This is a genomic window from Hyphomicrobium sp. (assembly GCF_036833075.1).
In the GTDB taxonomy this organism is placed as follows: domain Bacteria; phylum Pseudomonadota; class Alphaproteobacteria; order Rhizobiales; family Hyphomicrobiaceae; genus Hyphomicrobium_C.
The window spans coordinates 1-14,438 of record NZ_DAITQL010000099.1 but is presented as its reverse complement, the minus strand read 5'-3'; the positions used below and the strand labels follow the sequence as shown (position 1 = coordinate 14,438).

General features: G+C 66.2%; 12 protein-coding genes and 1 pseudogene. 5 read left to right on the top strand and 8 right to left on the bottom strand.

Features of this window, described 5'->3' with window-relative positions; genetic code table 11:
• The 8 genes from V7082_RS19225 to V7082_RS19190 form a co-directional block, all read right to left on the bottom strand.
• On the bottom strand, positions 1-258 hold a 258-nt coding region (locus V7082_RS19225), incomplete at its 3' end, for an aminotransferase class III-fold pyridoxal phosphate-dependent enzyme (RefSeq protein ID WP_334151092.1).
• A gap of 283 nt (positions 259-541) precedes the next feature.
• Positions 542-1,987, bottom strand: a complete 1,446-nt coding sequence (locus V7082_RS19220) for an NAD-dependent succinate-semialdehyde dehydrogenase (RefSeq protein WP_334151090.1) — start codon at positions 1,985-1,987, stop codon at positions 542-544.
• 10 nt (positions 1,988-1,997) lie between these two features.
• Entirely contained in the window at positions 1,998-3,488 is a 1,491-nt protein-coding gene (locus tag V7082_RS19215; protein WP_334151088.1) for an aldehyde dehydrogenase, read from the bottom strand.
• 10 nt (positions 3,489-3,498) lie between these two features.
• A complete protein-coding gene (locus tag V7082_RS19210; RefSeq protein WP_334151086.1) occupies positions 3,499-4,848 on the bottom strand; it encodes a glutamine synthetase family protein in 1,350 nt (449 codons plus the stop codon).
• Positions 4,845-5,600, bottom strand: coding sequence for a gamma-glutamyl-gamma-aminobutyrate hydrolase family protein (locus V7082_RS19205; protein WP_334151085.1), 756 nt, complete (start codon positions 5,598-5,600; stop codon positions 4,845-4,847). The genes V7082_RS19210 and V7082_RS19205 overlap by 4 nt, the downstream gene beginning before the upstream one ends.
• Positions 5,597-6,988 carry an aspartate aminotransferase family protein gene (locus V7082_RS19200; RefSeq protein ID WP_334151083.1) on the bottom strand — a complete coding sequence of 464 codons (1,392 nt, stop codon included), beginning with the start codon at positions 6,986-6,988 and terminating at the stop codon, positions 5,597-5,599. The genes V7082_RS19205 and V7082_RS19200 overlap by 4 nt, the downstream gene beginning before the upstream one ends.
• Before the next feature lie 218 nt (positions 6,989-7,206).
• Positions 7,207-8,589: a glutamine synthetase family protein gene (locus tag V7082_RS19195; protein ID WP_334151082.1), complete on the bottom strand. Its 1,383-nt coding sequence runs from the start codon at positions 8,587-8,589 to the stop codon at positions 7,207-7,209.
• Positions 8,590-8,791: 202 nt separating this feature from the next.
• Positions 8,792-9,595, bottom strand: coding sequence for a GntR family transcriptional regulator (locus V7082_RS19190; RefSeq protein ID WP_334151080.1), 804 nt, complete (start codon positions 9,593-9,595; stop codon positions 8,792-8,794).
• A 195-nt stretch (positions 9,596-9,790) separates the two neighbouring features.
• On the opposite strand from V7082_RS19190, the gene V7082_RS19185 reads away from it, so the two are divergent.
• The 5 genes and pseudogenes from V7082_RS19185 to V7082_RS19165 all read left to right on the top strand — a co-directional run.
• Entirely contained in the window at positions 9,791-10,885 is a 1,095-nt protein-coding gene (locus tag V7082_RS19185) for a polyamine ABC transporter substrate-binding protein (protein ID WP_442909823.1), read from the top strand.
• Between the two features lie 189 nt (positions 10,886-11,074).
• A complete protein-coding gene (locus V7082_RS19180) occupies positions 11,075-12,178 on the top strand; it encodes a polyamine ABC transporter substrate-binding protein (protein WP_442909822.1) in 1,104 nt (367 codons plus the stop codon).
• A 93-nt stretch (positions 12,179-12,271) separates the two neighbouring features.
• Positions 12,272-13,465: an ABC transporter ATP-binding protein gene (locus tag V7082_RS19175; protein WP_334151076.1), complete on the top strand. Its 1,194-nt coding sequence runs from the start codon at positions 12,272-12,274 to the stop codon at positions 13,463-13,465.
• 13 nt (positions 13,466-13,478) lie between these two features.
• Positions 13,479-14,357, top strand: coding sequence for an ABC transporter permease subunit (locus V7082_RS19170; protein WP_334151075.1), 879 nt, complete (start codon positions 13,479-13,481; stop codon positions 14,355-14,357).
• Positions 14,354-14,438, top strand: a pseudogene (locus V7082_RS19165) (putrescine ABC transporter permease PotI); the annotation flags it as partial. The gene V7082_RS19170 and the pseudogene V7082_RS19165, both read left to right, overlap by 4 nt.

Genomic DNA, 14,438 nt, shown 5'->3' with positions numbered 1-14,438 from the left:
GTAGTTCTCGTGCGGCGTCACCTGGAAGCAGACGTGGCTGAAGTCCTCGAGCTGCCTCTTCACCGCTTCGACGATGCGAGGATGCTGATGGCCGGTGTTGACGACGGCGATGCCGGCGGCGAAATCGACGTAGCGGCGGCCGTCCTCGTCCCAGATCTCGGCGTTCTTCGCGCGCTTGGCGTAGATCTGCGTCGCGTGCCCGATGCCGCGCGGAACGGCGGCCATGCGGCGGGCCTGGAGCTCGGCGTTGGTGGTCATGAGACGAGGCTTTCGTTGAAAGAATGCATGCAGGGCAAGACAGTCGCCCATCCACCCACGTCATCCCGGCGGAGGCCGGGATCCAGAACACGTGGCAGCGGGTGTATGGTGTCAGAAGCGGCGCGTATGTGGAGGCTTGTCTGGATCCCGGCCGCCCATGCGGAGCATGGCGCCGATGACGCCGGAATGACGGAGGAGCGGAGGCGTGAGGTGCTTCGCCTTTGCGGGCTGTTGCCGTTCTGCTTTGTCAGCCGGGTCTCACATTGGGTCATGAGCGCACCGTTTAGAGTCCGCCGAGGCAGATGAATTTGGTTTCGAGGTACTCGTAGAGACCTTCGGCGGCGCCTTCGCGGCCGAGGCCGCTCTCCTTCACGCCGCCGAAAGGCACGACCTCGTTCGAGAAGATGCCCTCGTTGACGCCGACCATGCCGGCGTCGAGCCCTTCAGCCACGCGCCAGGCGCGGCCGATGTCGCGGCTGAAGAGATAGGCGGCGAGGCCGTAGGGCGTGGCATTGGCGAGGCGCACGGCTTCGTCCTCGGTCTCGAAGCGGATGAGGGAGGCCACGGGGCCGAAGATCTCCTCGTGCGCGATCGTCATGTCGGCCGTGACGCCGGTGATCACCGAGGGCTGATAGAAGAGCGGCCCGGCCGCGGCGGTCCTGCCGCCGACGACGACCTTCGCGCCCTTCGCTGTCGCATCGGCGACGAGGCTTTCCACTTTCTTCACGGCGTCCGCATTGATGAGCGGGCCGATGATGGTGCCGGCCTCTCGGCCCGGGCCGACCTTGAGCTTCCCCACCTCGGCGGCCAGCGCCTCGGCGAAACGGTCGTAGATGCCCGCCTGCACGAGGATGCGGTTGGCGCAGACACAGGTCTGGCCGGCGTTGCGGTATTTCGAGGCCATGGCGCCGGCGACGGCCTGCGACAGGTCCGCGTCGTCGAAAACAAGGAGCGGCGCGTTGCCGCCGAGCTCGAGCGTCAGCTTCTTCACCGTGCCGGCGCATTGCCGGTAGAGGATCTTGCCGACCTCCGTCGAGCCCGTGAACGAGAGTTTCCGCACGCGCGCATCCTCGCACAGCGCCTTGCCGACGGCAGCCGCGTCCGTCGTCGTCACGACGTTGAGCACGCCGGGCGGGAGGCCCGCGTCCTGGGCGAGCTTGGCAAGCGCGAGCGCGCACAGCGGCGTGTCCTCCGCCGGCTTGATGACCGCGGTGCAGCCCGCCGCGAGCGCGGGCGATACCTTGCGGGTGATCATGGCGATCGGGAAGTTCCACGGCGCGATGGCGGCCACGACGCCAATCGGCTGCTTGATGGTGAGGAAGCGCTTGCCGGCCATCGTGGTTGGGATCGTGCGGCCGTAGGCGCGCTTTCCCTCCTCGGCGAACCACTCGATGAAGGAGGCGCCGTAGGCGACCTCGCCGCGGGATTCCGTGAGCGGCTTGCCTTGCTCGGCCGTCATGAGCTCAGCGAGCGGCTCGGCGTCGGCGGTGACGAGATCGAACCAGCGCCTCAGGATCTGACCCCGCTCCTTCGCGGTCTTCTTCGACCAGTGAGGAAACGCCCGCTCGGCGGCATCGATGGCTTGCACCGTCTCGGCCGCGCCGAGGTTCGGCACGCGCGCGATCTCGGCGCCGGTCGCCGGGTCGATCACCGGGAAGGTCTCCTGAGACGTGACCCATTCGCCGCCGATCAGCGCCGCGGTCGGGGAGCGTGGGGGAGAAGCGCTCATGGCGTCACCTTCAGAGCAGCGTGATGGAGACCGACTTGAGGTCGGCGTACTTGTGGAGCGCGTGGAGCGAGCGGTCGCGGCCGAAGCCGGACTGCTTGAAGCCGCCGAACGGCATGGTGATGTCGCAGCTGTCCCAGCCGTTGACCCAGACGAGGCCGGCCTTGATCGCGCGCGCGGCGCGGTGGGCGAGGGAGATGTCGCGCGTCCAGAGGCCGGCGGCGAGGCCGTAGGGCGTGTCGTTGGCGAGGCGGAGCGCATCTTCGGTATCGGTGAAGCGCGTGATGGCGAGCACGGGGCCGAAGACCTCCTCGCGCGAGAGCGTCGCCTGCGGGGCGACATCGTCGAACACGGTCGGCTCGACGTAGTAGCCGCCGGTCTCGGCGCGCGTGCGGTTGCCGCCGAGACGGAGCACGCCGCCTTCCTGCTTCGCCGTCTCGATATAGCGTAGCGCCGTCTGCATCTGGTCGGAGGAAACCATGGCGCCGAACACGGTCTCGGGCGCGAGCGGATCGCCGGCCGCGATGGGCTCGGCCACGCGGAGGAGCTTGTCGAGGAAGGCGTCCGCAATGCTCTCGTGCACGAGCAGACGCGAACCGGCCGTGCAGACTTCGCCCTGATTGTAGAAGATGCCCCAGGCGGCGTGCTCGGCCGCCTTGTCGAGGTCCGGGCAGTCGGCGAAGACGATGTGAGGGGACTTGCCGCCGAGCTCGAGGCTCACGCGCTTGAGGTTGCTCTCGCCGGAATACGCCATGAGCAGGCGGCCGACGGCGCCGGAGCCCGTGAACGCGATCATGTCCACGTCGTTGTGGAGGGCGAGCGCCTTGCCGGCATCGCCCCCCATGCCCGGCACGACGTTGAGAACGCCAGGCGGAAGACCGGCTTCGAGCGCCAGCTCGCCGAGCTTCAAGGCGGTGAGCGGGCTCTGCTCGGCGGGCTTCAGGACCACGGAGTTGCCCATGGCGAGCGCGGGCGCGACCTTCCACATGGCCATGAGGAGGGGAAAGTTCCACGGCACGATGGCGCCGATGACACCCAGCGGCTCGTGCACCACGAACGAGAAACGATCCTGCGTCTCCGGACCCACCTCTCCGTAGACCTTGTCGAGGGCTTCGGCGTAGTAGCGCAGCGTGCGGATCGCCTGCGGGATGTCGCCCTCGAGCGCATTGGCGATGGGCTTGCCGACGTCGAGGCTCTCGAGCACGGCCAGCGTCTCCGTCTCGCGTTCCATGAGGTCGGCGAGCTTGAACAGGATGCGCTTCTTGTCCTTGTAGGACCGCTTGCGCCAACGGCCGTCGTTGAAGGCTTCGCGGGCAGACGCGACGGCGATGTCGACATCGGCGAGGCCGCAGGCGGCGACCGGGTTGAGAACGCGCCCGTCGCGGGGCGACACGTTGTCGAACGTGGCACCGCTCACCGCCGCGAGCGTCTCGCCGTCGATGACGGCCTTTCCGGGCAGCGCGAGCGTGCCTGCAACTTTCTCGAAATGCGCGAGGGAGGTCATGGCCGATGTCTCATGAGACCAGAGCGTACCAGAGATGGTCGAGCGGGGTGACGATGCGTTCGAAGCTCGCGCGCTCGGTCTCTTTGAGGCGCGCATAGACATCGTGGAAGCCCGGCCCGAAGGCGTCGCGGACGACGGCCGACGCCTTGAAGACCTCGAGCGCGTTGACCCAGGCCGTCGGCAGCGTCGCCGGCGCGTCGATCTCCTCGGCGTCGCCTTCGGCGTGCGGGCCGGGGTCGGCCCCGGTTGCGATGCCGTGGGCGATGCCGGCGAGAATCGCCGCTATCACGAGATAGGGATTGGCGTCGGCGCCGGCAACACGGTGCTCGATGCGGGTTGCGGGGCCTTTGCCGGCGGGAATGCGCAGCGCCACCGTGCGGTTGTTGAAGCCCCAGTGGGGCGCGCACGACACGTAGGACTTGGCGACGTAGCGGCGGTAGGAGTTGGCGCCCTGGGCCCAGATGGCCATGAAATCGGCCATGGTCTCCCTGAGGCCGCCGATCGCATGGCGGAAGAGGGGAGAGATGGGGCTGCCGGCGAAGGCGTTGGCGCCCGTGCCGTCGAGGAGGCTCAGGTGGATGTGCATGCCCGAGCCGCACCATTCGTGATGAGGCTTGGCCATGAAGGTGGCGTTGAGGCCGTGGGCGCGGGCCGCCGCCTTCACGGCGCGCTTGAGCAGCAGCCCGTCGAGGGCCGCCCGCACGGCGTCGTCGCGGTGCTTGAGATTGATCTCGAACTGCGCCGGACCGCTCTCCTGAATGATACCGTCGACGGGGAGCGCCTGGGCGGCCGCGACGCGGTAGATGTCGTCGATGAAGGGCTGGAGCGCATCGAGGTCGGCGAAGTCGTAGGTTCCGGCCGCGTCGGGGTCGGTCGTCATGCCGGCGGGCGGCTCGAGCGTGAAGGCGCCATCCTTGCCGGCGCGCGTCACGTAGAATTCGAGCTCGACGGCGGCGACCGGGGTCAGGCCCTGCGCCGTCATGCGTGCGACCTGGCGGGCGAGAACGGCGCGCGCGTCCATTTCGCCATCGGTCTCGAGATCCATGATCGCCTGGGCGTGCGTCGCCCCCTCGAGCGGGATGGAGACGAGCGTGCCCGACAGGATGCGCGCGGGCACATCCGGGTCGCCGGTCTCCCACAGCCGTCCCGTCTCGCCGACCGAGTTGCCGCGCGGGTCGATGATGAAGGCGGAGGACGGCATCACAAGGCCGTCCTTCGCGAGCTTCACGAGGCCGTCGCGGCGGTAGCGCTTGCCGCGTGGGATGCCGTTCAGATCGAACGTGAAGATGTCGATCCACTGGACCGAGGGGTTGTTGGCGAGGAACTCCTCGGCCTCGTCGGCGGTGAGATGCGCGCTCATGCTGCGAGACCATCCGCGCTTGATTTCCTCACGGCGTCGCCGAAGCGATGGAAGATCTCGATGGAGGCCGTGTTGTGCTTGGCCTGCCACTCGGGATGCCACTGCACGCCGAACAGGAACGGATGATCGGAGGGGCCGCGCACGGCCTCGATCAATCCGTCCTTGGCGTGGGCTTCGGCCGTCAGCAGCGGCGCCAGGCGCTGGATACCCTGCCAGTGCAGCGAGTTGACCGTGATCTCGTCCTGGCCCACCCAGTTTCTGAGCGTGCCGGAGAGCGTCACCGGGTGCGCCGGGCCGAAGCGCTCCTCGACCGGAACATCGGATGGCTCGCGATGATCGTTGCGCCCGTCGACGGTATGAACGGCCTGGTCCAGCGTGCCGCCGAGCGCGACGTTCAGCTCCTGGAACCCGCGGCAGATGGCGAACAGCGGCAGCTTGCGGTGCAGCGCTTCGCGCACCAGCGGCAGCGTGAGGCCGTCGCGCTCGTGGTCGAGCGCCTTCTCGTTGAGGGGCGGCTCGTCGAGGCCGTAATGGCTGGGGTGGACGTTGGAGAGGGCGCCCGACAGCAGGATGCCGTCGGCGATCTCGAGGAGGCCATTCATATCCAGCATGCTGGGACCCAGCGGCGCCAATAGCGGCTGGCAATCGGCGACCTCGGCCACGGCGGCGGAATACTTGCGGCCCACAGCATCGAAGGTCAGGCCGTCGATCACCTTGGTGTCGCAGGGGATGATGACGATCGGGCGGCTCATGCGGCGATTTCTCCTGCAACGTCGGCAAGCGTGAGGTCGAGGGCTCTGCCGATGACGCGCTCGGCCTCGGCGAACTCGCCGTCGCCCCAGATGAGGGGAGGGGCGCACACCATGGTGTCGAAGACGGCGCGCATGATGAAGCCCTCGCGGAAGAAGTGGTCGCGGCAGATGAGGCCGACGCGGCCCGGGTTGTCGAAGCGGCGGCGCGTGCGCTTGTCGGCGACGAGCTCGATGGCGCCCATCATGCCGACCGAGCGGACCTCGCCCACCAGCGGGTGATCCTCGAATCTGGCGAGCAGTTTCGCAAGGGCCGGGGCGCCGTAGTCGGCGACGCGCGCCACCAGATTCTCGCGCTCCATGATCTCGATGTTCTTCAAGGCGACGGCGCAGGCGACGGGATGACCCGAGAAGGTGTAGCCGTGGTTGAAGTCGTCGTCATGGTCCATCAGCGCCGCGACGATCCTGTCGTCGACCAGGATGCCGGAGAGCGGGAGATAGCCCGAGGTCACGGCCTTGGCGAACGTGATGATGTTCGGCTTGATGCCGTAGTAGTCCGAGGCGAACCAGGTACCGAGGCGGCCGAAGCCGGTGATGACCTCGTCGGCCAGAAGCAGGATGCCGTAGGTGTCGACGATACGCTGGATCTCTTTCCAGTAGGAGGGGGGCGCGATCTTCACGCCGCCCGCGCCCTGCACCGGCTCGCCGGCGAAGGCGGCGACGTTCTCCGGCCCCACGGCGAGGATCTCGTCCTCGAGCGCCCGGGCGGCGCGCAGGCCGAAGGCTTCGAGGCTCTCCCCGTCCTGGCCTTCGTCGAACCAGCAGGGATCCATGATGTGGCGGAAGCCTTCGTAGACGGGGTAGCTGTGCTTGTGCACGTGCCCCATGCCGCCCATGGAGCCCGCGGCGATGGTGGAGCCGTGATAGGCGTTCTTGCGCGAGATGATGATGCGCCGCTTCGGTTCGCCCTTGAGCGTCCAGTAGTGACGGATCAGGCGGATGGCGGTGTCGTTCGATTCGGACCCCGAGGAGCCGTAGAAGACCTGGTTGATGTGCGCGGGCGTGATGCCGGCAAGCTTCTGCGACAGCGCGACGACCGGCGGGTGCGTGGTGCGAAAGAAGGTGTTGTAGAACGGCAGTTCGAGCATCTGGTCGCGGGCGGCATCGGCGAGCTCGCTGCGGCCGTAGCCGACGTTGGTCGTCCAGAGGCCGGCCATGCCGTCCAGGATGCGGTGGCCTTCGCTATCCCAGACGTAGGGGCCGTCGCCCTTGACGATCACGCGCGCGCCGCCGCTGCGGAGCGATTTGTGGTCGGTGAAAGGATGCAGGTGGTGCAGCGCGTCGAGGTCCCGCAACTCCGTGGTGCTGTTCTTGAGCTTGACGTTCGACATCGGGGTCCTCCGGTGGGCGCGGGCGCGCGTGGATGCGGGAGAGGGGGGCTGCCTCGGGCGGCCGGCCTTGCGCGAGGCCGACCGTTGCGCGCAGGGGCTCTGCGCGCTGGGCTTACCTCTGGGGGGGCGGCGCAAAGCCGATGCGCGCGCAGAGCTCGAGCAGCTCCGTCTTGCGCGATTTTGTGGTCTGGCCCACGCGTGTCACCGTTCCGGCACCCTCAGACGCTGAGCAGCAGGTGCTCGCGCTCCCACGGGCTGATCACCCGCATGAACTCCTCGAACTCGCTGCGCTTCAATTGCAGATAGACATGGCAGAAACGCCTGCCCAGGATCTCGTGCAGCTCCGAGGAATCCTCGAATTCCGTCAGCGCCTCGAGCAGGCCGCGCGGAAGCTGGTGGTCGTTGCGATACGCGTTGCCGACCACGGGTTCGCGCGGCTCGAGGCCCATCTTGATGCCGAGGTAGCCGCAGGCGAGGCTCGCGGCGATGGCGAGATAGGGGTTCGTGTCGGAGCCCGCGAGCCGGTTCTCGATGCGTCGCGCCGCCGGCGGCGAGAAGGGCACGCGCAGCCCCGCCGAGCGGTTGTCGTGTCCCCAGTCCACGTTGATCGGCGCCGCGCCGCCCGGGACGAGGCGGCGGTAGGAGTTGACGTAGGGGGCGAGCAGGCAGGTCGCCGGCGGCAGGAAGCGCTGCTGGCCGGCGAGGAACTGGTAAAAGAGCCGCGACGGGCCACCGCCCTCGTCGGTGAAGATGTTGCGCCCCGTCCTGGCATCGACGACGCTCTGGTGGACGTGCATGGCGCTGCCCGGCTCGTTGGCGAGCGGCTTGGCCATGAAGGTCGCATAACAATTGTGCGTGAACGCGGCTTCGCGGATGGTGCGCTTGAACAGGAAGACTTGGTCGGCGAGATCCACCGGATTGCCGTGCAGCAGGTTGATCTCGAGCTGGGCGGCGCCGCCCTCCTGGATGATGGTGTCGATCTTGAGGTACTGGCGCTCGGCGTAGTCGTAGATGTCGTCCACGATCTTGTCGTACTCGTCGACGGCGCCGAGGCTGTAGGCCTGCCGGCCGGCGCCCGCGCGCCCCGAGCGGCCGGTCGGTGGCTCGAGCGGGTAATCGGGATCGGGGTTCGTTTTGGTGAGATAGAACTCGAGCTCGGGCGCGACGACCGGGATCCAGCCCTCGCGGCTATAGAGCTCGAGCACGCGCTTCAGCACCGAGCGCGGTGCGATATTGACCGGCTCGCCGTTCTGCCATGTGGCGTCGTGAATGACTTGCGCCGTCGGGCTCGATGCCCAGGGTGCGGGCCGGATGGTCGAGAGGTCCGGCACCATCATGAGGTCGTTCTCGGCGTAGAGCGCTTCCCCTTCCTCCTCGAAGCCGACGTACTCGCCCGTGATCGTCTGGTGGAAGATGGAGATCGGCAGGTGCACGGCGTCGAGCCTGACGAATTTCTCGGCCGGCATGGTCTTGCCCCGCGCCACGCCGGCGATGTCGGGCACGGCGCAGTCGATCTCTTCGATGCGGTGATGGCTGAGCCAGGACCTCAGGCCCTCGGGGGAGGTGCCGACGCTGTACATCTCGCCCGTACTGCTGGCCATTGCTCCCGTATCGGCGGACATGGTTCACCTTGCTCGGCAGGCTGGGTTGGCACGGCCATCGCGGCGCGAAGCGCTGGGTGGGGCAGGGCACGATCCACCGGCGCCGCCATCGACGCGTCGCCGACGTTCCGGAATTGCGCCCCTTGAGGCTTGCCTGTTTGTAATGTGATCACAAAATGGGGTGGAACTCAAGGGCCGGATCTTAACCCTCCGCGGCGCGCCGGCCGTCGGGCCGACGGTGCGGTCGCTTCAGCACGGCCTCGCCGATGAAGCTCATTCCCTGGCTCGCGTCGGCGGCGATGGCGGCGCGCAGCGCCTTCCTGTCCTTGCGCTCGAGCGCGGCAATAGCGGCCTGGTGCTGATCCGCGAGATCGGCGGTTCCCCAGCGGCTGTAGGCCATGCGCATGAACGGTCCGAACTGGAGCCAGATGCTTTCCACGAGCGCGAGCAGCGTCTCGGCTCCGGCGTGCCGATAGATGGCGAAGTGGAAGCGGTAGTTGCTCTCCATGTAGCCGTGCACGTCGCCGATGGCCATGGCGCGGTCCACCGCCTTGTCGTGCAGGGCGATCTGGCGGATCTCGGCCGCGCCGATCCGGTCCATCGCCCGGGCGGCGAGCTCCGGCTCCAGCGTCCGGCGCGCAAAGACGATCTGCTCGAAGGTGCCGGCGGTCATGGGGGGAACGAGGACGCGGCGGTTGTCCCGCATCGTCAACGCGCGCTCGGCAATGAGCCGGCGGACGGCCTCGCGGACGGGGGTGGGGCTCACGCCCATGTCCTCGGCAAGACCCCGGAGCGTCACGGCGCTGCCCGGAAGGAAACCGCCGAACAGGATGCGCCTGCGCAAGCCGCGGTAGACGCTTTCGTGGGTGGTGACGGCGATGTCGCTGGCAACGCCGAGCGCCCTGCCGGGCGCCCGCTCCGTTCGGGCCGAAGGCGGTTTCGTGCCGTGGCGCTCGCGCGGGGAGCGCGCCCGTCTTTCGCGCTCGCGTGCCTTGTCGTTGCGCATCGCACAAACTCGTTTCTCCGGAACGGAGCGCGGCCGCGGGATGCGTCGCGCGTTTTCCGGAAACGTGCCCAAGGAAAGACTTGTAGCGTGCGAATAATGTGATCACAATGGAAAGGTCAGGGTTTAGACCGATGGAAAGCCGGCGGGTCGCGCTGCCGCTCGTCCGGCTTTCGGGAGAGACGCTTCATGATCGATATCTCGGCCGCCCGCGCGTCGCTCGCCTGCTCCGCGGTGCTGGCGTCGCTCCTCGTCGTCGGCGGGGCAACGGCGAAAGAGGTCCGGATCTATAACTGGTCCGACTATATCGACGAAGAGATCCTCAAGGACTTCGAGAAGGAGACCGGCATCAAGACGGTCTACGACGTGTTCGACAGCAACGAGATGCTGGAGGCGAAGCTGCTCGCCGGCGGCAGCGGCTACGACGTCGTTGTGCCGACAGGTCCGTTCCTCTCCCGGCAGGTGAAGGCCGGCGTGTTCCAGAAGCTCGACAAGTCGAAGCTGCCGAATACCAAGAACCTGTGGCCGCTGATCCTCGAGCGCAGCGCGCGATACGATCCGGATAACGCCTACTCGATCAACTGTATGTGGGGCACCACGGGCATCGGCTACAACGAGGACAAGATCAAGCAGCGGATGGCGGATGCGCCCGTCGATTCCTGGGAGCTCGTCTTCAATCCGGAGGTGCTGTCGAAGTTCAAGGACTGCGGCGTGCATTTTCTCGATGCGGCCGACGATATCCTACCGGCAGCGCTCAACTACCTCGCGCTCGATCCCAACAGCAAGAACGAGGACGATCTCCGCAAGGCGGCGGATCTGGTCGAGAAGGTCAGGCCCTACATTCTGAAATTCCACTCGTCGGAGTACATCAACGCGCTGGCGAACGGCGACATCTGCATTGCCGTCGGGTATTCGGGCGACATCATTCAGGCGCGCAACCGCGCGGAGGAGGCGAAGAACGACGTCAAAGTCGTCTACTCGCTCCCCAAGCAGGGGGCGCAGATGTGGTTCGACCAGATGGCCATCCCGGCGGACGCGAAGAATGTCAAGGAAGCGCATGTCTTCCTCGACTACATCATGAGACCCGAGGTGATTGCCAAAGCGTCGAACTACGTGAGCTACGCGAACGGCAATCTCGCCTCGCAGGAGTTCATCGACGAGGCGATCCGGAATGATACCTCGATCTATCCCGACGAGGAGACGCTGAAACGTCTGTTCGTGCAGGATGCCTATGAAGGGAAAACGCAGCGGCTGGTGACGCGGCTCTGGACCAAGATCGTCACCGGACAATAGACATGAGACCGCGCGGCCGGACGCATTCGGACTTTCGGGATACGTTCGGCCCGGTATGCGGAAGGAAAGGGCGGATCGTTACGGCTCAAACAGCGTGATCGCACCGGAGCCGCCGGGCAGGCGGTTGAATGCGAAGGCGGCGCGGCGCTGGATCGTTCACTTTCAGAAGCCCCAGTGGGAGATCGTTTTATGATTGGATTTTTATCTATTCGCGCGTCCGTAGTTGGATCTCTTGCGCTCTGCGCGCTGTTCATGGCCGGAGCGGCGCCGGCCGCCGAGGTCAGGATCTACAACTGGTCCGACTACATCGACGAGGAGATCCTCAAGGACTTCGAGAAGGAAACGGGGATCAAGCCGATTTACGACGTGTTCGACAGCAACGAGCTTCTGGAGACGAAGCTGCTGGCGGGCGGCAGCGGCTATGACGTCGTGGTGCCGACAGGCCCGTTCCTCGCGCGGCAGATCGCAGCCGGCGTCTTCTCGAAGCTCGACAAGACGAAGCTCCCCAACCTCAAGAACGCCTGGCCGCTCATCGAGGAGCGCACCGCGATCTACGATCCGGGCAATGCTTATTCCGTCAACTACATGTGGGGCACGACCGGCATCGGCTTCAACGTCGACAAGATCAAGGAGCGGATGGCGGATGCGCCGGTCGATTCCTGGGACCTGATCTTCAAGCCGGAGATCGTCTCCAAGTTCAAGGATTGCGGCATCTTCCTTCTCGATGCCGCCGACGACATCCTCCCCGTCGCGCTGCTCTACCTCGGCCTCGATCCCAACAGCACCAATCCGGACGATCTCAAGAAGGCGGGCGAGCTCCTAGAGAAGATCCGGCCCAACATCCAGAAGTTCCACTCCTCCGAGTTCATCAACGCGCTGGCCAACGGCGACATCTGCATCGCGGTCGGCTATTCGGGCGACATCCTCCAGGCGCGCGATCGTGCGGAGGAAGCCAAGAACGGCGTCACCATCGGCTACCACATTCCGAAGGAAGGCGCGCAGATGTGGTTCGACCAGCTTGCCATCCCGGCGGATGCGAAGAATGTCGAGGAGGCGCACGCATTCATCAACTACATCCTGAGGCCGGATGGGATCGCCAAGGCATCGAACTATGTCAACTATGCCAGCGGCAACCTGGCGGCCCAGGAGCTCATCAACAAGGAGATCAAGGAGGACCGCTCCATCTATCCCGATGAGGAGACGCTGAAGCGTCTCTTCGTCAAGGAGCCGTACGACGCCAAGACACAACGCACGGTGACGCGGGTCTGGACCAAGGTCGTCACCGGACAATAGCACGAGACAGGCCGCGCCCGGGCGGGCCCCGAGCGCGGTTCTCTTTCCCGTCCGGGGGCGCCCCCCCGCGAGTCCAATCGAGGAATGGCAATCATGACAGGGGCCGCCGTGCAAAGCTCTTCGCCAGCCTCCACGCCGTCGCGGGCGGTTCGAACGCCGGCGCCGCAGTCGAATTTCGCGCCGTGGAAGGATCCGACGAAGGCGCCCATCGTGCGCTTCGAGAACGTCGTGAAGCGGTTCGGGGACTTCGTCGCCGTCAAGGACTGCACGCTCGACATCTACGAGCGGGAGTTCTTTGCGCTGCTCGGGCCGTCGGGCTGCGGAAAGACGACGCTCCTGCGCATGCTGGCCGGCTTCGAGAAGCCGACCAGCGGGCGCATCCTGGTCGCGGGAGAGGACATCACGGAGCTCGCCCCCTACGAGCGGCCGGTCAACATGATGTTCCAGTCCTATGCGCTCTTTCCGCACATGAACGTCGAGCAGAACATCGGGTTCGGCCTCAAGCAGGAGGGCATGCCCAAGGACCAGATCGCGGCCCGCGTCGAGGAAGCGATGACCATGCTCGAGCTCGCGCGCTTCGGAAAGCGCAAGCCGCATCAGCTTTCGGGCGGCCAGCAGCAGCGCGTGGCGCTTGCCCGCGCCATCGCCAAGAAGCCGCGCATCGTGCTGCTCGACGAGCCGCTCGGTGCGCTCGACAAGCGGCTCAGGCAGACCGCGCAGTTCGAGCTGATGGGCATCCAGGAGCGCACCGGCACCACGTTCATCATCGTCACGCACGACCAGGAGGAGGCGATGACCGTCTCTTCCCGTATCGCCGTCATGGATCACGGCGAGTTCGTGCAGATCGCGACGCCCGGCGACATCTACGAGGCCCCGAACTCGCGTTACACGGCGGGCTTCATCGGCGACGTGAACCTGCTCGAGGGCAAGGTCGTGAAGATCGAAGGCGGGTTCGCGGAGATCGACTGGGGGCCGGGCCTCGCCCGCTTCAAGGCGGTGGCGCCGAGCCATTGCACGGGCGACCAGACCGTGTGGCTGGCCCTGCGGCCGGAGAAGGTTCACATCGATCTCGTGAAGCCCGACGACGCGAGCAACGCGATCCCGGGCAAGGTCTTGGACGTAGGCTATCTTGGATCGGTCTCGCACTACCACGTCGCGCTCGCCAACGGCCAGCGGATCACGGCGCTCCGGACCAACTCGTCGCGCCTGGTCGACCGCCCGATAAGCTGGGAGGACGAGGTCTGGCTCCAGTGGCCTCCCGAGACCGGCATCGTGCTGACCCGATAGCCCGGAGGGCCCCATGCGTCGCTGGCTCGTGATCGCGGTGCCTTACCTCTGGCTCCTGGTCTTTTTCCTCATTCCGTTCTTCATCGTCTTCAAGATCTCGCTGTCGGACATTGCGACGGCCATTCCGCCCTACACGCCGACGTTCGACTTGAGCGATATCCGCGGGTTCCTGTCGCAGCTCGATTTCGAGAGCTACTGGTTCATCCTGCAGGATCCGCTCTACGTGAACGCCTATCTCTCGGCGCTCAGGATCGCGGCCATCTCCACGTTTCTCACGCTCCTCGTTGCCTATCCGATCGCCTACGGCATGGCGCGCGCGCCCAAGGAATGGCAGCCGACGCTCGTCATGCTGGTCATCCTGCCCTTCTGGACCTCGTTCCTGATCCGCGTCTATGCGTGGATCGGCATCCTGAAGAAGGAGGGGCTGCTCAATATGTTCCTGATGAACATCGGCGTCATCAGCGAGCCGCTCACCATCCTCAACACGTCGACGGCCGTCTATATCGGCATCGTCTACTCGTACCTGCCGTTCATGATCCTGCCGCTCTATGCGAGCCTCGAGAAGATCAATCCGGCACTCCTCGAAGCGGCCGCCGACCTCGGCTCGCGGCCGTGGAAATCCTTCTGGCAGGTGACGTTCCCGCTCTCCTTGCCGGGCGTTCTGGCGGGCTCTTTCCTGGTGTTCATTCCGGCGACCGGCGAGTTCGTCATCCCGGATCTGCTCGGCGGCTCGGACACGCTGATGATCGGCAAGACGCTCTGGTTCGAGTTCTTCTCCAACCGTGACTGGCCGGTGTCGTCGGCGGTGGCGGTCATGCTGCTGCTCGTGCTCGTTGTGCCGATCGTGCTCTTCCAGCGCAGCCAGGAACGGCAGCGGGAGGCGGCGCGATGAGACGCTTCACCTGGTTCAACGCTACCTCGATCGCGCTCGGGTTCGCGTTCCTCTACATCCCGATCCTGCTGCTGGTGATCT